The organism is Orrella daihaiensis, assembly GCF_022811525.1.
GTDB classification, from domain to species: domain Bacteria; phylum Pseudomonadota; class Gammaproteobacteria; order Burkholderiales; family Burkholderiaceae_B; genus Algicoccus; species Algicoccus daihaiensis.
The window spans coordinates 1,637,543-1,655,887 of the sequence record NZ_CP063982.1 but is presented as its reverse complement, the minus strand read 5'-3'; the positions used below and the strand labels follow the sequence as shown (position 1 = coordinate 1,655,887).

The 18,345-nt window shown below is 52.3% G+C and carries 19 protein-coding genes and 1 tRNA gene; 13 read left to right on the top strand and 7 right to left on the bottom strand.

Translation table 11 applies throughout. The features are described from left to right. The first annotated feature begins 31 nt into the window (after window positions 1-31). From pheT to DHf2319_RS07575, 4 genes are all read left to right on the top strand, one after another. Entirely contained in the window at window positions 32-2,449 is a 2,418-nt protein-coding gene (gene pheT, locus DHf2319_RS07590; RefSeq protein ID WP_243477564.1) for a phenylalanine--tRNA ligase subunit beta, read from the top strand. A gap of 9 nt (window positions 2,450-2,458) precedes the next feature. Continuing rightward, window positions 2,459-2,794, top strand: a complete 336-nt coding sequence (locus tag DHf2319_RS07585) for an integration host factor subunit alpha (RefSeq protein WP_243477563.1) — start codon at window positions 2,459-2,461, stop codon at window positions 2,792-2,794. 30 nt (window positions 2,795-2,824) lie between these two features. After that, window positions 2,825-3,202: a MerR family transcriptional regulator gene (locus DHf2319_RS07580; protein ID WP_243477562.1), complete on the top strand. Its 378-nt coding sequence runs from the start codon at window positions 2,825-2,827 to the stop codon at window positions 3,200-3,202. A gap of 36 nt (window positions 3,203-3,238) precedes the next feature. Then, a tRNA-Pro gene (locus tag DHf2319_RS07575) sits at window positions 3,239-3,315 on the top strand. Between the two features lie 45 nt (window positions 3,316-3,360). Here the strand turns inward: DHf2319_RS07575 and DHf2319_RS07570 are convergent. Then, complete coding sequence (locus tag DHf2319_RS07570) at window positions 3,361-4,080, bottom strand: haloacid dehalogenase type II (protein ID WP_243477561.1); 720 nt, start codon at window positions 4,078-4,080, stop codon at window positions 3,361-3,363. 129 nt (window positions 4,081-4,209) lie between these two features. On the opposite strand from DHf2319_RS07570, the gene DHf2319_RS07565 reads away from it, so the two are divergent. Genes DHf2319_RS07565 through DHf2319_RS07550 form a run of 4 tightly spaced genes read left to right on the top strand, consistent with a single transcriptional unit; the run spans window position 4,210 to window position 7,053 of the window. Next, window positions 4,210-5,316, top strand: a complete 1,107-nt coding sequence (locus DHf2319_RS07565) for a DSD1 family PLP-dependent enzyme (RefSeq protein ID WP_243477560.1) — start codon at window positions 4,210-4,212, stop codon at window positions 5,314-5,316. A gap of 22 nt (window positions 5,317-5,338) precedes the next feature. Next, a complete protein-coding gene (nthA, locus tag DHf2319_RS07560; RefSeq protein ID WP_243477559.1) occupies window positions 5,339-5,992 on the top strand; it encodes a nitrile hydratase subunit alpha in 654 nt (217 codons plus the stop codon). Continuing rightward, entirely contained in the window at window positions 5,985-6,653 is a 669-nt protein-coding gene (nthB, locus tag DHf2319_RS07555; protein WP_243477558.1) for a nitrile hydratase subunit beta, read from the top strand. The genes nthA and nthB overlap by 8 nt, the downstream gene beginning before the upstream one ends. Then, window positions 6,640-7,053 (top strand): nitrile hydratase accessory protein, encoded by a 414-nt coding sequence (locus tag DHf2319_RS07550; RefSeq protein WP_243477557.1) that lies wholly within the window; start codon window positions 6,640-6,642, stop codon window positions 7,051-7,053. The genes nthB and DHf2319_RS07550 overlap by 14 nt, the downstream gene beginning before the upstream one ends. A 68-nt stretch (window positions 7,054-7,121) precedes the next feature. Here DHf2319_RS07550 and DHf2319_RS07545 read toward each other — a convergent pair whose 3' ends face one another. Then, the gene (locus tag DHf2319_RS07545; RefSeq protein ID WP_243477556.1) at window positions 7,122-7,526 is read right to left on the bottom strand and encodes a Zn-ribbon domain-containing OB-fold protein; all 405 of its coding nucleotides are present in this window, start codon (window positions 7,524-7,526) and stop codon (window positions 7,122-7,124) included. A 2-nt stretch (window positions 7,527-7,528) separates the two neighbouring features. After that, the gene (locus DHf2319_RS07540) at window positions 7,529-8,698 is read right to left on the bottom strand and encodes a thiolase family protein (RefSeq protein ID WP_243477555.1); all 1,170 of its coding nucleotides are present in this window, start codon (window positions 8,696-8,698) and stop codon (window positions 7,529-7,531) included. A gap of 214 nt (window positions 8,699-8,912) precedes the next feature. Here DHf2319_RS07540 and DHf2319_RS07535 point away from each other — a divergent pair, with 214 nt between their 5' ends. Further along, window positions 8,913-10,136 carry a CaiB/BaiF CoA transferase family protein gene (locus DHf2319_RS07535; RefSeq protein ID WP_243477554.1) on the top strand — a complete coding sequence of 408 codons (1,224 nt, stop codon included), beginning with the start codon at window positions 8,913-8,915 and terminating at the stop codon, window positions 10,134-10,136. A gap of 10 nt (window positions 10,137-10,146) precedes the next feature. On the opposite strand, the gene DHf2319_RS07530 is transcribed toward DHf2319_RS07535, so the two are convergent. Then, complete coding sequence (locus DHf2319_RS07530) at window positions 10,147-10,533, bottom strand: DUF423 domain-containing protein (RefSeq protein ID WP_243477553.1); 387 nt, start codon at window positions 10,531-10,533, stop codon at window positions 10,147-10,149. Window positions 10,534-10,638: 105 nt separating this feature from the next. On the opposite strand from DHf2319_RS07530, the gene DHf2319_RS07525 reads away from it, so the two are divergent. From DHf2319_RS07525 to DHf2319_RS07515, 3 genes are all read left to right on the top strand, one after another. Next, on the top strand, window positions 10,639-11,091 hold the full coding sequence (locus DHf2319_RS07525) for a BPTD_2524 family lipoprotein (protein WP_243477552.1): 453 nt from the start codon (window positions 10,639-10,641) through the stop codon (window positions 11,089-11,091). 81 nt (window positions 11,092-11,172) lie between these two features. After that, complete coding sequence (locus DHf2319_RS07520) at window positions 11,173-11,589, top strand: PaaI family thioesterase (protein ID WP_243477551.1); 417 nt, start codon at window positions 11,173-11,175, stop codon at window positions 11,587-11,589. A 1-nt stretch (window position 11,590) separates the two neighbouring features. Then, complete coding sequence (locus DHf2319_RS07515) at window positions 11,591-12,046, top strand: GatB/YqeY domain-containing protein (RefSeq protein WP_243477550.1); 456 nt, start codon at window positions 11,591-11,593, stop codon at window positions 12,044-12,046. Window positions 12,047-12,067: 21 nt separating this feature from the next. On the opposite strand, the gene DHf2319_RS07510 is transcribed toward DHf2319_RS07515, so the two are convergent. From DHf2319_RS07510 to imuA, 3 genes are read right to left on the bottom strand one after another with little or no spacing between them, the layout of a single operon-like run. Continuing rightward, a complete protein-coding gene (locus tag DHf2319_RS07510) occupies window positions 12,068-15,196 on the bottom strand; it encodes an error-prone DNA polymerase (RefSeq protein WP_243477549.1) in 3,129 nt (1,042 codons plus the stop codon). Next, window positions 15,196-16,479, bottom strand: coding sequence for a DNA polymerase Y subunit UmuC family protein (locus tag DHf2319_RS07505; RefSeq protein WP_243477548.1), 1,284 nt, complete (start codon window positions 16,477-16,479; stop codon window positions 15,196-15,198). Before DHf2319_RS07505 ends, DHf2319_RS07510 begins: the two co-directional genes overlap by 1 nt. Continuing rightward, on the bottom strand, window positions 16,448-17,158 hold the full coding sequence (gene imuA / locus DHf2319_RS07500) for a translesion DNA synthesis-associated protein ImuA (protein ID WP_243477547.1): 711 nt from the start codon (window positions 17,156-17,158) through the stop codon (window positions 16,448-16,450). Before imuA ends, DHf2319_RS07505 begins: the two co-directional genes overlap by 32 nt. A gap of 180 nt (window positions 17,159-17,338) precedes the next feature. Here imuA and DHf2319_RS07495 point away from each other — a divergent pair, with 180 nt between their 5' ends. Then, complete coding sequence (locus DHf2319_RS07495) at window positions 17,339-18,340, top strand: ligase-associated DNA damage response exonuclease (protein WP_243477546.1); 1,002 nt, start codon at window positions 17,339-17,341, stop codon at window positions 18,338-18,340. Window positions 18,341-18,345 lie beyond the last annotated feature (5 nt).

The following is an 18,345-nucleotide window of genomic DNA, read 5'->3' as shown; positions in this document are numbered from 1 at the left end:
CGACATTACATCGAATTTACCGAGTTCAATTATGCAATTTCCTGAATCCTGGCTAAGAGCTTTTGTTGATCCACCTGTGTCAACCGACGAGCTAGCTGAACAGCTCACCATGGCAGGTCTCGAGGTAGAAGAGGTTGAGCCAGCGGCACCAGCTTTTTCTGGTGTAGTGATTGCTCGTATCGAATCGGTGCAACCCCATCCAAACGCTGACAAGCTTAAAGTTTGTCAGGTGAGTACAGGCAGCGAGACGCTCCAAATTGTGTGCGGGGCGCCCAATGCTGCTGCTGGCATGCTGGCACCCTTAGCCAAAGTTGGAGCCGTATTGCCGGGTGGCTTTAAGATCGGTTCCGCGAAAATGCGCGGGATTGAGTCAGCTGGGATGCTGTGCTCTGCCAAAGAACTTGGGTTGTCACAAGACCATAGTGGGCTGATGGCGTTGCCCGAGTCCTTGCCTACTGGTTCGGATTTGCGGCAGATCCTCTCACTCGACGAGTCGATCCTCACACTTAAACTCACGCCCAACCGTGCAGATTGTTTGTCGATTTTTGGTGTGGCCCGTGAGGTGGCTGCGCTTAATAATTGCACATTACATGATTCAACTGTGCCGAGTGTGCCAGTAACCATTGATGATCGTCTGACTGTCACTGTACTGGCGCCGGATCTTTGTGGCCGATTTGCAGGGCGTGTCGTGCGTGATGTGAATGCACACGCCCAAACCCCCGATTGGATGGTTCGAAGGCTTGAGAGAGCAGGGCAAAGAAGCGTCAGCGCACTGGTTGATATTTCCAATTATCTGATGCTCGAGAGAGGTCGGCCGACGCATGTATTCGATCTCGACAAAATGACTGCGTCTGAGCTGACCGTGCGCTGGGCTAAAGATGACGAATCGCTCAAACTTTTAAATGGCGAGACGATCACGCTTAGTCCGGAGATGGGTGTGATTACGGCTGGTGACCGCATCGAGAGTCTGGCTGGCATCATGGGTGGTGATGAGACTGCCGTTAGCTTAAACACACAGAACGTGTATCTGGAGGCTGCGTTTTGGTGGCCCGATGCCATTGCTGGGCGTACTCGTCAGCTCAAGCTGACGTCTGAGGCTGCACACCGGTTTGAGCGTGGCGTTGATTTCACCAGTATTTGCGATGACCTCGAGCGCTTGACAGCATTGGTTATTGAGATTTGTGGGGGACAGGCGGGACCGATCGACGATCAGACCATTGCTTTACCCGAACGTGCTCCTGTGCGCATGCGTCTGACAAGGTGTCAGAAAGTACTGGGAATGCCTGTGGCTGAAACGCAGGTGGTCGACGTCTTTAGCCGTTTGGGATTTGAATTTACAAATGAGGGTGACATCTTCACCGTCAGCCCGCCATCGTATCGCTTTGATTTGCATATTGAAGAGGATCTGATCGAGGAAGTCGCCCGCATGATTGGGTTTGACAATATCCCGGTGCGGCCACCAGTGGCTAGCGCCAAGATGCATGTGAAGCCTGAGTCTAAACGCGGCGTACATGCGCTGCGTCAGGTGATGGTTAATCGCGACTATCAGGAAGTGATTAATTTTTCTTTTGTAGAACGTCAATGGGAAACTCAGCGTCTTGGACAGCCTAATCCCATTGAGTTGGCTAACCCCATTGCGAGCCAGATGTCGGTGATGCGTTCCTCACTATTGCCATCACTAGTGGCCAACGTTGTGTACAACGCCAATCGACGCCAATCGCGCGTTCGGGTATTTGAAATTGGTCGCGTCTTCCTGCGCGATGGGACTATCAAGTCAGCTGAAATGACGGTTGCAGGTATTGCGCAGCCAGTCAAACTCGCAGGTGCTGCCTGGGGTCCCGTTGCCAACGAGCAATGGGGCCTACAGACACGCCTGGTTGATTTTTTTGATGTTAAACGAGACGTGGAAGTATTGCTGGGTAAACAAATTTCCAAAGCTCGATTTGTTGCATTCGAACACCCACTGTTGCATCCTGGGCGTAGCGCGCAAATATCTATCGATGGCAAGCCATGTGGCCTTATCGGTGAGCTACACCCCAAGTGGGTGCGTGCTGATGACCTTCAAGGCGCCCCAGTGTTATTTGAGATTGACGTGGCCACACTCAGTAATCTCGGATTGCCAATGCCTCACGCTTTATCGAAGCAACCTGTGGTGCAGCGCGACATGGCTCTATGGGTTAACTCGGATGTTTCAGTGCAGCAGATCCTTGATACCATTGGAACCGCAATTGCAGGTAACGCAGACTTAGCTGTCGTGATCAATTCAGAATTGTTTGATGTTTGGCACCCCAAAGCAGATACACCGGAGGGCCAAGCCGGTGAGGTTAGTTTGGCATTTCGTTTCAAGTTGCAAGACCCTGAAGTCACGCTTGAAGACGAGCGAGTTGAACACTGCCTATCGATCATCAGGCAGGCAATAGAAACTACCCATGGCGCTCGCCAGCGCTAGGAGGCATGAATGTTGTCAGATACCAATACGCTGACCAAAGCTGAGCTTGCGGAGGCTTTGTTCGAAAGGGTTGGGCTAAACAAGCGCGAGTCCAAGGATATTGTGGAGACATTTTTTGATGAAATTCGTCAAGCGCTCGAAAGTGGCAACAACGTAAAGTTATCGGGGTTTGGTAATTTTCAGATAAGGGATAAACCCGCTCGGCCTGGGCGAAACCCCAAAACCGGTGAAGTGATTCCAATTTCCGCGCGTCGAGTGGTGACTTTTCATTCAAGTCAGAAGCTAAAGCTCGCTATCGAGACTCGAGATCAACAAGTCGGCAACGGACAAGAACATTTAGGCTAGAATCGACTGCGTTAAGTGTTCGAATTGACTATGAACCAGACTGAAACGCCATCCATCGCTTTGCCCTCAATTCCTGCCAAACGTTATTTCACCATCGGTGAAGTTAGTGAGCTTTGTGCAGTGAAGCCGCACGTGCTGCGCTACTGGGAACAGGAATTTACTCAGCTAAAGCCAATCAAGCGCCGTGGGAATCGCCGTTACTATCAGCACCATGAGGTGTTGTTGATTCGTAAAATTCGTGAACTGTTGTACGAACAGGGCTTTACCATCAGTGGTGCACGCAATCGTCTTGCTGACGGGCGAGACGCTCAGGTCGATCCAGACGCAGCTGTACGCTTGTCGGCAAAGGAAATTCAGGCTTTAAGGTCCGAATTAGCGGATATCTCGAGGCTGCTCGGTAGCGTCTGAGCATTGAAGTTTCTGTTCTGATACAATCTCCTGCTTCGGGGCGTAGCGCAGCCTGGTAGCGCACTTGCATGGGGTGCAAGGGGTCGAGAGTTCAAATCCCTCCGTCCCGACCAATTAAAAAAGGCCACAGCTGTACGCTGTGGCCTTTTTGTCATGAGCTATCTGTCCAAGAGTTGTTGGGCAAGGTCTCTTATATCTTTAGCCACGATATCCCAAGCTTGTTCAGCTTCAAAGTCTATCGTCTGCTCGATCCCGTACTCGGTCGGCCTGGGCCAAAATGCCGTTTTCAAGCCGCATTGCCTAGCTGCATTTAAATCGTCATTGTGCGAAGCACACATCATGACTTGCTCTGGTTTTAAACCGAGCACCCGTGCGCAACCTAAATAAGTTTGGGGCTGAGGCTTATAAGCATTGAACCATTGGGTTGACAAGTTTAAATCCCAGGGTAAGCCGGCATGTTTGGCCATATTACTTAGTAAAGCAACGTTACCATTTGACAGCGGGGCGATGATGAATTTCGACTTAAGTCGCCAGAGCCCCGCAATACTGTCGGGCCAAGCGTCGAGGCGATGCCATACTTGATTGATATGACTCTTCTCGGCTTCGCTTAGGTGGCTAAGCCCAAACTCTGGCAACAACGTTTCCAACGCTTCGCGATGCAAGTCATCGAGCAGGGTAAATCCGCGTTTGCCACTTCGAACCTCCTGCATCTTGGGTTGATACTGCCTGCGCCAGGCGCGCGCAAACGCCTCCCAATCAATGCCGATGCCTTTGTCATGTCCCCATTGCGACAAATCGCGTGCAATGCTCGTGCGCCAATCGACAACCGACCCAAATACATCGAATAATAGTGCGCGTACGCCGAGGATACTGCTCATGATTGCAATGCCCGCCTCAGAAATGTAGAGATTACTTATTGATTCAAACTTAAGATCTTCCCACTTATACTCGGTTCTATAACCCTGCGTAAATTGTTCGCCAAGCTTAATGATAAATGGGAGACTCTATTGCTGCCCTGGAAGCCCTGTCAGATCGGTGATACCGTTTCGCTCGTTCAGACACCGTCGCTCATACTCGACCTAGATGTGTTTGATCGCAATCTGGATCGTCTGATGCATTGCGCCAAGCAGATGAGGGTTCGTCCCCACGCCAAAAGTCACAAATGTCCTGAGATTGCTCGTCGTCAGATTGCCAAGGGTGCGGTCGGTGTTTGTTGTCAGAAGCTAAGTGAGGCCGTGATTTTTGCGCAAGCTGGCATTACGGATATTTTGCTGACCAACCAGGTGGTTGGCATAGGCAAGCTAGCAAGGCTTGCGCAGTTAGCCCAAACGATTCAATTGGGGGTTTTGGTGGATGATCAGCAACAATTGGCTGATCTGGCAGCAGCGATGGCCGGTCAGGCAAAGTCGATGGATGTTTACATCGAAATCGAGGTGGGTGGTCAGCGCTGTGGAGTTGATCCTGAGTCAGCGCTTGAGCTGGCCAAGCAAATCGTATCCACGCCGGGCTGTCGATTTGCAGGATTACACTGCTATCAAGGCCGAGCGCAACATTTAAGGCAGGCAAACCAAAGGCAGACCGCGATCACACAGGCAGCCCAGATCGCGCGCCAGGCGGTTGATCTGATAACCAAGGCGGGTATCGATGTGCCGTGCGTCACAGGTGCCGGTACCGGCACGTTCTGGCTCGAGCGCGATTCGGGCGTGTATACGGAGATTCAGCCTGGATCCTATGTATTTATGGACCGGGATTATGCCGACAATCTGGCAGCCGCTGATGACGTTAGGTTCGAGCACGCACTTTTTATTCAGACCACCGTAATGAGCGCATCGCACGACGGTTTTGTGGTGGTAGATGCTGGCCTTAAGTCAATGAGTGTGGATAGTGGGATGCCCCGAGTGGACGGACAACCAAATCTTTCTTATCTCAAAGCGTCAGACGAGCATGGCGTCATCGATGTCATCGAAGGTCCACGGCCACAGCTTGGTGATGTATTGCGCCTGATACCGGGGCATTGTGATCCGACCGTCAATCTGTATGACGAGCTTGTCGTGGTGCGCGGGGATAAGGTGGTTGACATCTGGTCGATAGCCGCCCGGGGTGCTAGCCTTTAGGTATCACTACAGGGGGATAAGTATGAGCAGACACGAACATCACCATGAACATGGTCACGATCATGAGATGAGCCATTTGTCAGCTGAAGACATTAGAGTCAGAGCGCTGGAATCATTGCTCGTTGACAAAGGTTATGTCGATCCCGCTGCCCTGGATTTTTTAATCGAGACATACGAGACCAAAATCGGGCCGCACAACGGTGCCAAGGTCGTGGCTCGCGCATGGTGCGATCCAAAGTTCAAGGCGTGGTTGCTTACTGATGCCACCGCTGCAATTGCTTCCATGGGGTTTTCTGGAAGAGGGGGTGAACACATGATCGTTCTTGAAAACACCCCGGAAGTGCACAATGTAGTGGTCTGCACGCTGTGTTCCTGCTATCCATGGCCAGTACTGGGTTTGCCTCCGGTTTGGTACAAGTCGGCACCATACCGATCACGAGTGGTCATTGATCCTCGTAGCGTTCTAGCTGAATTTGGCTGCCAATTACCCGAGCATGTGCAAATCAAGGTATGGGATTCAAATTCCGAATTACGTTACCTGGTCTTGCCCATGCGCCCAGAAGGAACCACAGGCTGGTCCGAAACCGAGCTTGCTGCGATCGTGACCCGCGATGCCATGATCGGGACGAATATTGTGTCTTCTCCAGCGATGAAGACGGATGCCAGTCATGAATAATGTGCACGATATGGGTGGTATGCAGGGCTATGGTCCGATTCAAATTGATGATTCCTCGATTGTTTTTCATCACGACTGGGAAAGACGTGCGTTCGCGTTGACAGTGGTAACCAATACAGCTGGCCAATGGAATATTGACCGCTCGCGTTCGATACGGGAGAGTCTGCCACCTTTGAAGTATCTATCCAATACCTACTATCAGATTTGGTTGGATGCGCTGGAGACACAATTGCTCAAGACAGGCATGTTAAGTAGGGATGAGCTTGAAAGTGGCCAGGCCAAGGGTCCTGGATTGCCTGGTGTTAAAGCCCTCGATGCCCATCAGTTGCCGGCGGCATTGAACAAAGGTTGGCCAAGTCAGCGGCCTACCACCGCACCAGCAAGATTTGCGATTGGACAGCACGTGCGTACCATTCAATCCAATCCCAGAACACACACACGCCTGCCAGGCTACTGTCGTGACAAGCAAGGTGTCATCACAGCATTACATGGGATGCACGTATTTCCTGATAAAAGTGCGATAGGCCCTGATGAGCCACAGTGGCTCTATACGGTTGAATTTGCTGCCAGGGAAATCTGGGGTGCAGAGACCTCCGCAAGCTCGGTCAGTCTTAATTGCTGGGAGCCTTATCTCTTGGAGGTCATCGATGCCGGAAATTGATTGGAAAGCGGCTCGTCAATGTCAGGATGCATTAAGTCAATCTGGGATTGACTTACCCTTGTTGCATGATGATGGCCCGGCATTTCATGAGCCGTGGCAGGCACAAGCGTTCGCGATGACGTTAGTCTTGTATGAGCGAGGGCTTTTTAGCTGGGAACAATGGGCCCGCACGCTATCAGAGTCTATCAAAGCCGCCCAAACTCATGGGGATCCCGACCTCGGACGCACTTACTATCATCATTGGCTATCGGCCCTTGAAAAGGTAGCGCTTGATGCCAAGGTATTTTCTGCAGAGCAATTAAGCGTTCGACAGGCCGGATGGCGGCATGCAACGGCACGAACGCCACATGGACTGCCGATTGAATTGTCAGCAGCAGAAAAAGCACTGCCTGAAAGCTAGCCGTTAATCGGCCATGGTTTCAGGCAGTATCTATGCAACCACAGGCGCTAGATGAATCGTTTATAGCGCTACGTGGGTATAAACATGGGCACTGGCGGTGTGTCGTCGCCATCAGTGGGTTTAAAAACCACCTCAACTGCCTGGCCAATTCTGACATCATCAAGATCGCAATCGACAATCTGGGTCATCATCGTGACACCTTCTTCAAGCGTGACATACGCAATACAGTAGGGATTTGGGTCGCCTCGCTGCATAACGCTATAACTGTAGATCTTGCCCTTGCCAGAGGACTGCTTCCATTCAGTCTCGCCCATACAAAAGGGGCATAGCGTGCGTGGATACCAGTGCACCTTGCCACACGACTTGCAGCTTTTGATCGTTAGCAGTCCTGCTCTGGCTTGATCCCAGAAGTGTTCCGTACCAGGCTCGATAACTGGTGGGGTAATAGCATTGGGTTGGTAGGGTTTACTCATGATCAGAGTCGCTCCAGAATTAGGGTTGCGCTGCCGTGGCGTGAGCCCAGAAAGCCGCCTGTGCCGTGGGCCAGTGCGATGTCGCAGTTTGGAACTTGCACAGCTGGGTGTGCCTCACCACGTAATTGGCGCACAGCTTCAATTACCTTGGTAATACCACCGCGGTTGGCTGGATGGTTGTTGCACAGACCGCCGCCATCGGTATTAAACGGTAATTTGCCCACACCGGAGATCAAATTGCCATCAGCCACAAACTTTCCGCCTTCACCTTTTTTACAAAAGCCGAGGTCTTCGAGTTGCATGATCACGGTGATGGTGAAGCTGTCATAGATCGATGCATACTTAATATCGGCCTGGGTAACACCAGCCTCTTCAAAAGCCCTCGGCCCGGAAAAACGGGCTGCAGAGTACGTGAGGTCTACCTCGCCGCCAAGCTGACCCTTGACTGCCTCGCCCGCACCTCGAATGTTGACCAAAGGCCGCTTGAGTTGGCGAGCAATCTCAGGTCTGGCCACAATCAAAGCTCCACCGCCGTCACTGACCACGCAGCAATCAAAGCGTCTGAGGGGTGAAGCAACCACCGGTGAGTTCATCACTTCCTCGACCGTCACAACATCCTTGAGCATGGCGTTTGGGTTGTGTTGTGCGTGGTGTGATGCTGCCACTTTGACCCAGGCTAGTTGTTCAAGCGTCGTACCGAATTCATACATGTGACGCTGCGCAACCATGGCGTAGCTGTTGACGGTGACTGATCCAAACGGCGTTTCAAACGGTGCATCGGGCAAGTCCGTGCCCCAATTACGAGGCTTGAGCCCCGATGAACCGGCTGATCTGGGTCGTCCAGCCAACGTGATCAGCGCGATGTCGCATTTGCCCATCGCAATCGCCTGGGCGGCATGTGATACGTGAACAAGATAGGATGATCCGCCAGTTTCGGTTGAGTCGATGTGCCGCAAGTTACGCAGGCCCATGTAATCAACCATGCTCAACATGCCGAGACCCGGTGCATCGCCGGCACAAAAATAACCATCGACGTCGCTAAGCGATAGTCCGGCATCTTCCAGCGCCCCTTTGGCGCATTCGGCGTGCAGTTGCGCTACGGATCGATCAGGTGCTTTACGGGTAGGGTGCTCGTAGGCACCCACAATGTAGGCTTTGTCTCGTATTGTCATATTGTCAGTCAACCGGCCATTAGTTTTGAGTTAATCATGTGCGCTTAAAAAGTGCATTTCTGACGGTTTTAGCATTTTGGCGCCCCGTCTGGATTTCTGGTTTGCCAAAGGCTATGTTTGGCATCGCGATGATCATCGCCAACCAGAGAAGTCGTTTCTTAATGTAAATTCGGAGCAATCGTTTACCTGTCTGACCAACCGTGAGCTTTTAACCATGACCAAAGCCCTCGAGCACCTTCGTGTACTAGATCTCTCCCGTATTTTTGCAGGCCCTTGGGCTTCACAAAATCTTGCTGACCTTGGGGCGCACGTGATCAAGGTTGAGCGCCCTGGCCGGGGCGACGATACCCGAGCCTGGGGGCCACCGTTCTTGCAGGATGCTCAGGGCAATGACACCAATAACTCCTCATATTTCATGGCCGTCAATCGGGGTAAGCACTCCATCACGATTGATATTGCAACAGCCGAGGGGCAGGAAATCATCCGTGAGCTCGTCAAGACAGTGGATGTTCTGGTTGAAAACTACAAGGTCGGGACCCTAAAACGATACGGGCTCGATTATGAAAGCCTAAGCGCCATTAATCCGCGGTTGGTGTATTGCTCAATCACGGGGTTTGGACAAACCGGACCTTATGCGCCTTTGCCTGGATATGACTTTGTGTTCCAGGGGATGAGCGGATTGATGAGTCTGACTGGCAAATCAGACAGCGAACCTGGTGGTGGCCCTATGAAATACGGGGTAGCCATTACGGATCTGACCACGGGCATGTATGCCAGTTTTGCCATTCTTGCTGCGATCGAACACCGTCACGTCAGTGGTCGTGGCCAGCACATCGATTTATCCTTGCTTGATTGCGCCGTGTCATTGACGTCTTATATGTCCATGAATTACTTCATGTCAGGCAAAGTGCCTCAGCGTATGGGCAATGTGCATTCGAATATTGTTCCTTACCAGGTGTTTCGCTGCAAAGAGGGTGATGTCATCATGGCAGTGGGCAACGATAGTCAGTTTGCCGATATGTGCCAGGCCATCGGCATGCCAGAGCTCGCGCAAGACGAACGGTTTGCCCGTAACTTCGATCGTGTACGGCACCGCACCGAGCTTGAGAAAATTCTGGAAGTGCCGCTAAAACAAAAGTCCATGCTTGAGTGGGTGGAGATTTTTGAGAAGCACAATGTGCCTTGTGGCCCGATCTACACACTAGATCAAGTGTTTGAGGATGTGCAGGTCAAACATCGCGGCATGAAAACAACCCTGGCGCATGAATCTGGCGCTCAGGTCCCAAGCGTCGACAGTCCGATCCGGCTTTCTGATACGCCGGTGAATCTGACTCATTCAGCACCGTCGCTTGGTGCAGCCACCGAACAGATACTGAAGCACGACCTCGGGTTAACCGATGATCAGATCAAAGGGTTGAAACAGAAGGGGATTATCTAGATGGATTGAATTATCGGTCGTCTCTTGATCTGGCGGTAAAGCTGGCTAACCAGGCCGCTGCCACTGTAAACCATGACAAGATCAAGAGGCTGCCCCCCACGGGCGCCAAGGCACCTAGGGCGGGTAGGCCCAGTAGATACTTGGCGTAAATCGCGCCGCTAAAGCCGACGATGCCAGCAAACATAATCAACCGGGCAAGCAGCATGGTCCAACCCGGATACCCAAGCAGCACTAGAATAACAACGGTGTGTAGTAGCTGGTAATTCGAGGCTCGTTCGACCGAGATCGCAGCTTGTGGATCGCTTAGCGCATGCGCGGCGAGCGCCCCAAGTGCGACACCTGTGGCACCGAGCAGTCCGCAGACAAGCACCCATGGAGATTTAGCGTTAAAGTTCATGGCAACAGCAACCGTGGAGTTGTCCCTAGCGTATCACGGGCTAACAAGGCTTTGATTGATGCAAATCGAAGGGATCATCGGCGGGGTAGCAGAGAGGTATTTCAAATGAGAACCATACAGGGGTGCAGGTTTCGTTTTTTTAGCCGGTTAACCGTGGTTGCGATCGCACTCGGTCTGGTTGCCTGCAAGGGTATCGATCCGGGTAAATCCCCCGCAAAAACCTTTCAAGTGAGTGTGCCTGTGAAGACAGCTTATGAGCGGGCAATCGCGCAAAGCGAAATGTGTCTGGTCACTGAAGATAGATTCCCTTTGACATCGCAGCTAGATCCAGACAACAAGTTTGCATTGGTACGGGTGAACATGTCCATGACCGATACACTATTGTCAAACGTTCGGATAGTTGCTGAGTCTACCAGCAAGTCTCGAGTGACTGTCCAGATGTGGGGAGTGGCCCCTTGGGACATGACAGCTGTTGATGCCATGCAGGCAGCCATCGAGTTTGGTGTCCCAAGTTGTATCAATTATTTTCCGACTGAGGCTGTGAAGAGTCGTCAGTAAAGATATTCAAGCAAAGGCTGCAAAAAGCCAATTACTACATCCTTTTTAAATTAACCACTACTGAACGCAGTAAAATTATTCATGGCCATACTCGCATCTGCTGACCAAGTCAGCTTTTTTGGATATCACATTCCTTATCTTGAACATCTCGGTGTCGTGCCAGTAAAGTGTGAGAACGACACGGCCATCACACGCATGCCAATCAAGCCGCATTTGGTTAACAGTCGGGGGCATGTGCACGGTGGCGCGTTGATGAGTGTGCTTGATTTCACGTTGTCAGCAGCTGGCCGCTCCCATGACCTGACTGGTGTCAGCATGGCCACCATCGATATGTCAACCAGTTTTATGGCGCCTGGCGCAACTGATCTCACCATCAAAGCGACTTGCATTCACAGAGGCGGTTCCATTTGTTTCTGTGAGGGTGAAATTCGTGATGCAGACAATAAGTTAGTGGCCAAAGCCACTGCGTCCTTCAAAATGCTTAAAGTGAATCGATAAGATGTCTTTAAAACAAACCATCTCGGATGAAGTTAAGAACGCCATGCGTGCCAAAGATAGTGCACGGCTATCCACGTTGCGTTTCCTGCAAGCGGCTATCAAGCAGCGCGAAGTCGATGAGCAAAAGGAGCTGTCAGATACCGAAGTCACCGCCATCATAGAAAAGCAGGTTAAACAGCGTCGTGAATCCATTGCTGCCTATGAGCAGGCCGGACGGACGCAGACCGCCGATCAGGAACGTGCGGAAATCGTTGTTCTACAGGAGTTCTTGCCGCAGGCTGCAACGGAAGTCGAGATCAAGGCTGCAATCACTGCAGCCATTGAGCAAGCCCAAGCCAGTGGGGCTCAAGGCCCGGCGGTGATGGGCAAAGTAATGGCGACGCTGAAGCAGTCGCTTGCTGGACGTGCCGATATGAGTCAGGTCTCACAGCTCGTTAAGCAAGCGTTGAGCTCATAAAAACTTACCAGGACTATTTCTTTACCCCATCAATACTCGATGGGGGCCCATGCGGCTAGGTATGGAGCCTAAATGCTGAAGTCTGCTCGTTTCATCCATCAGGCGACCGGCTAGCAGATGATGTACATGGCCATCGGTTTGCCAAGTACCTATGACACCTAGCAGTACGGCATGCAATAAAACGGATCGCTCCCGTTCAATGAGGTGTGGCTGGATAATCACGTTGATTTGGCCGGCTTCATCTTCGAGCGTGACAAACATCACGCCGCGCGCCGTGTGTGGTCGTTGCCGTAATGTGACGATTCCACAGGCCCGAACCAGTTGTCCGTGCCGGCAACCAAGCAGTTCATCACTAACGCGATACCGCTGGGTTGCCAATTCAGCTCGAATTAGGCTTAAGGGGTGGCGACCCAGCGTAAAACCCAGACTTTGAAAGTCCAGACACATCTCTTGAGCTTCTGAGGCCAACGACAATTGACTGCGTACGACCTGATTGGCGGAAAGTTCGCTCAGTAAGTCAGCGTCGTGTCGTGCCGCGGCAGCTTGCCATAGGGCCTGACGTCGATGTGCAGTCATACTGGAGAAGGCCCCTGAGTTTGCAAGTAAAGACAAGGTGGCGGGGTTTAGACCAGCACGCCTGGCTAAATCATCAACGTTACTAAATAGTCCCGTCGAGCGTGCGTTGATGATCCGCTTGACCGCTGTTTCGGAGAGATGCTTGATTTGATTAAACCCCAGGCGCACAGCGGGGCGGTGTGAATCACAGGGCTCTAATATGCACTCCCATTCGCTGGTCTGTACATCTACCGGCAGCACTTTGACCGCATGGCGCTGAGCATCTTGAATTAATTGTGATGGACTATAAAAACCCATGGGTTGTGAGTTCAGTAATGCCACTAAAAAACTTTCGGGTTCGTGACATTTCAGCCAGGCACTCACGTAGGCCAGCCACGCAAAACTCGCGGCATGGCTTTCTGGAAACCCATATTCGCCAAATCCTTGAATTTGCTTGAACACGGCCTGAGCAAACTCGGGGGAATAACCGTTTCTCATCAGCCCATCAATTAATTGCTGCTGAAACTTCTCTAGTCCACCGCGACGACGCCAGGCGGCCATGGCACGGCGCAGGCTATCAGCTTGGTCTGCACTAAAACCTGCAGCTACCATGGCTAGCTTCATGACCTGTTCCTGAAATATCGGAACACCGAGTGTTCGCTCAAGCACCGATTTGACGGCCGCGCTAGGATAGGTGATAGGTTCCATGCCCTGGCGACGACGTAAGTAAGGGTGGACCATTCCACCTTGAATGGGTCCAGGACGCACAATCGCCACTTCAATGACCAAATCGTAAAACTCGCGTGGCTTTAACCGTGGCAACATATTCATCTGTGCACGGGACTCGATCTGAAACACTCCAACCGTGTCGGCCCGGCTAATCATCTCGAAAGTCGCGGTGTCATGCCTTGGAATGTCCTGGATTTGAAATACCATTTGTTTGCGACGCTTGGCCGTCAAACTCAAGGCTCGACGGATCACCGTGAGCATGCCGAGTGCCAGCACATCGACCTTTAGTAAACCCAATGCATCGAGGTCATCTTTGTCCCACTGCACCACATAACGATTGATCATGGTGGCTGGCTCAATGGGTACAAGCTGGCTTAAGGGCCCGCGTGAGAGCACAAACCCTCCCGGGTGCTGTGAGCGGTGGCGTGGCTTGCCAATCAAAGCTCGTGCCAAATAAATCCACTGTTCAATCTTGTGTTGATCAAGGCCAGGGGCGTTTGTAATCATGCTGTCAGACCAGTTCGGTGTGCCATCCCACCACGCTTGTGACTTGGCGACTCGATCAATGATGTGACTGTCAATGCCTAAGGCCTTGCCAACGTCACGCAAAGCACTGCGTGGCCGATAAGTGATCTGTACAGCGGTCAATGCAGCCCGATCATGGCCATAGCGCTGATAAAGATATTGAATCACCTCTTCGCGACGTTGATGTTCGAAGTCAACATCAATATCGGGGGGTTCATTGCGCTCACGGCTGATAAATCGTTCAAACAAAGTATTGCCATGCTGTGGGTCAACCTCGGTAATGCCCAGGCAGTAACAAACGGCGGAGTTGGCGGCCGAGCCTCGCCCCTGACACAAAATTCCACGGCTGCGGGCAAACCTCACCATGTCATAGACTGTCAGAAAGTAAGCCGCGTAGCCAAGCTCCCCAATTAAATCAAGCTCATGATGGAGTTGTTTTGTGACTGTGGCAGGAATCCCGTCAGGGTAGCGCGCTTGTGCGCCTATCCAGGTTTGTTCACGCAAGTAGATTTGTTCTGTATATCCAGTGGGCACGATTTCGGTAGGGTATTCATAGCGCAGACTCCCTAAGTCAAACTCACACTCGCGAGCAACAATCAGAGTTTCGTTCAAGCTCTGGGCGTCGTAGAGTTGAGTCAACCTCAAGCGGCTACGCAGGTGTTGTTCGGCGTTTGGAGCCAAATCCCAGCCACATGCATGCACTGGCGTTTGCTTGCGAATCGCGATCATTACATCCTGCAGCGGCTTATCCGAGCGCTTAGCCATATGAACCTGGCCAACGGCCACACGCCTTACCCGATGTTTGATGGCTAGCTCATGGACATGTTGGCGTACAGCCGCCTCATTGGCGTGCAGCAATGCGGTGTCGCCAAGCCACCAGCTGCCTTTAAAGTGTGTGTTCAATGCGCTCACGCCCGCCTCTAGCGCGTTGAGCAGACTCGCTGGTGGTGGCAACAAAATGGCCATGCAGTCTTGCAGATTGGCCAAATCCTCAGGAATAAATAAGTAATTACCCTTCGAGGATCGTGCACATGCTGTGGTGATGGCTTGGCAAAGCGACCCATAGCCTTGACGTGATTTGGCAAGGATCACAACCGCCCAGCTTGGTTCTTTAGGGTGCCTTACCCGAAACAGGCTGCCAATGATGATCTTCAGATTGTGGTTGTGTGCTTCACGCCATGCGCGCACTACACCTGCCACTGAACATTCGTCAGTGATGGCCAGTGCTTGATAACCCTGTGCGGCGGCTTGCTGCACCAGTGCCTCAGGTGCGCTGGCACCTTGCAAGAATGACAACTCGCTTTGACAACAAAGCTCGGCATAATCTGGCAATGTTGTCATCACCCGAATAGCCCATGTAAAAACCAGCGTGCAGTCAGCTGATCACGTTCACGAAATATCCAGTACCTTCTACATGAATGGTCTGTTGCTACAAAATAATCGCGTAATGCCAAACGGTTGTCCCACCAACCCGTTTCAATGCGATAAGGACCTTGCAACAGTTTGAGTGGCCCCTGCAAACAGGGTTGCTCTTGTCGCACTGTCAGGGGCTTGGGCTCTAAGACTAGCCAAGCCGGACAATGTGCCCCCCAGTTCAATACAGTCGGTATGGATTGCCGTGTTGGCTGGCCTTGCCAGGCACTGGCAAGCTCCGCACGGTAATCAGCCGATACCAAAGCTTGTTGCACACGAGTCTGGCCCAGTCGGGCTCGCAAAAGATCCAATGTCTCAGATGCGGACTCGTTATCCCATAAATCATGGGGAAACAACGACTCGTTGTGTTGACTTTTAGGCGCAAGCTCCCGGGTCTGAAGGCCTATATCCGATACCGGCGCAGGTAAACGGGTTTGTTCAAGGCGTATCTGTAACCAACGCCATAAAACTGCAAGTGAATCAGTTGGATTACTGATCGCTAGCATCAGTATGGTGGGTTGCCAGGCACGCCGACGATCACGGTGATACAGGCGACACTCGAGCCGCGATAATGCCAAGTGATGTGTGCCTAGCCAGTTACAGAGCTCCTGTAACAAACGTTTGATGAAGACCCCTAGCGCCGGGGTATCTTCGATAAGGTATGGTAGCTGCAAATGATCGTCGAACTTAAGCGGCAGTTTCAACGGCGCATACGTAAAAATAGCCTGCCCATAAGCTTGATCAAGAGACTTCACCAACGCAAGATCGGTGCGTGCTATCAGCTCTGCTCGGTCTAGCGCACGTAGCTGTCCGAGTGTGTGGCAACCCACGCGGTGCAGCCAAGCCGCATGACGGTTAGCCGCGGGTAACCAATCGATGTTCAGCGAATCAAGACGCTGCGCCAGACGTTTGGGCGTTAAGGCATAACGCCAAGCTAGGCCATCATGTGTTTGTGCTTGTAAATCCATGGCCAACAGCCAGGCCCCTGGCGCAGTGGTTGCAATGGCGATGCGAGCGCTGATGCTTAACATCCGTAATTCAGTCTGCGTTCGCCGCTTTAGGCCGCGCACGCCACCGAGCCACTGCAAGCTGGCTTGAACATCAAGCAATAAGGCTTGGTGGTGCCAGACCATGGTCGGCGTCATGGCCGCGGCAATCCCAATCAGGGGCGCTTGCCATTTAGGGGACCAGGCAGACGGTGCGATGGCCATCCACATTACCAACTCCAGCAGCTGTTTTTTCATCTGGCTTGAACGTCAGCACAATCGGTACGCCAGGTTTGCTGCCTTTGCATTTGATAATTTCAATGCTCATGGTCCTTGCCGTGCTGGGTGTGAGCATCAGACGCAACGGACTTGGTGAGAATTGTTGCGCCGCCCTTTTAGGGCGAAACAAAAACATCAAGGTATCCGTTTCTTGGACACAGGCATGCAGGCGCCGTAATGCCTTCTCGTCAATCGGATCCAGCCAGGCCATCAGTGCTGCAAAACCATGTCCTCGCAGCACGGTTTCAGCGCTCCACCAAGCATCAGGCAAGGTTTTAGGGTGCAGCCACCACAGCCGATGGCTTGAAATTTGCCACTGCTGCCAAGCTAGAACATTAGGGACAGCGGGCGGCTTGAGCAGTACGATAGGGCGTTGCGTTGGTAAGGCAGCCAAGCTTGGAGCGATGAGGGCAATTTCACCAGAACCCGGGGCATCGGTCAGAATTTCGATCAAGCTGCCTCGCGGCCAGCCACCACCTGGCAGCCAGGTGTCAAGCTCAGAATGAGTGCTGCTGCAGGTGCGCACTGCAGCGATGGCTTGTTCGCTGGCGCGCCAGACACCTGCCGGTAGCACGCTGTGTGCCACGATATTGTTTGAAGACTCATTAAAAGGATCACGATCCATGGGTAATACCAACACACTCAATTCAAATCAGTCACGTGATGACTGATATGCAAGGACTGACAGATAACAACGACTCACGGGTAACGACAGACACCCATTTTCGAACTTATTTACTGTATAAATATACAGTAAAAATATAAGTCAACCAATTAACTTCTGCCAATTACACGGTCTCAGTACATGCGCGAGGATTTAGTCATCAGGCGCCCACAAGGGCTTTACTGTCCGCCAGGCGATTTCTATATCGATCCATGGCGTGCGGTCGACCGGGCAATCATCACGCACGCGCATGCCGACCATGCACGGATTGGACATCGACATTACCTAGCGAGTGCCGCTGGTGAACAGGTAATACGCACACGCCTCGGTGAGATCAATCTACAGACTTTGGCCTATGGTGAGACCATTGAGCACAATGGCGTACAGATAAGCCTGCATCCGGCTGGCCATGTGCTTGGATCGGTTCAGGTTCGCCTGCAATGGCGCGATGCGGTCTGGGTAGTGTCTGGTGACTACAAGCTAGATGCTGACCCAACCTGTGATCCATTTGAACCAGTGGCCTGTGACACCTTTATTACCGAATCGACATTTGGCTTACCAGTCTATCGTTGGCCATCTCCTGCCACTGTGAGTCAGCAAATTAACGCCTGGTGGGCTGACAACGCCAGCAACAATCGCGCCAGTGTTCTCTATGCTTATTCATTAGGTAAGGGTCAACGTGTGCTGGCAAGTATCGACACCTCGATTGGTCCAATTATCACGCATGGCTCTTTAAACGCCCTAAATGATGTCTACCGCGCCGCTGGCGTAAACCTGCCTGCAACACAGACTGCTAGCGATGTTCAAGCCGCTGACCGTCAGCGGGCACTAGTCCTGGCACCGCCTGCAGCTGCGGGCAGCAGCTGGATGCGTCGGTTTGGCCAGACCTCAGACGCCATGGCCAGTGGCTGGATGCGTGTACGCGGTGCGCGTCGACGCAGAGGCGTCGATCGCGGGTTTGTCATGTCAGACCATGCGGACTGGCCAAGCCTGCTGCGTGCTATTGATGCCACAGGTGCTAGCCGTGTGATCGTCACTCACGGCAACACAGCGGTTTTGATTCGTTGGTTGCAAGAGCAAGGACTCGATGCCCAGGCGTTCGAAACCGACTATGGCCATGAGGGTGATGCGCATGACGAATAACCTTG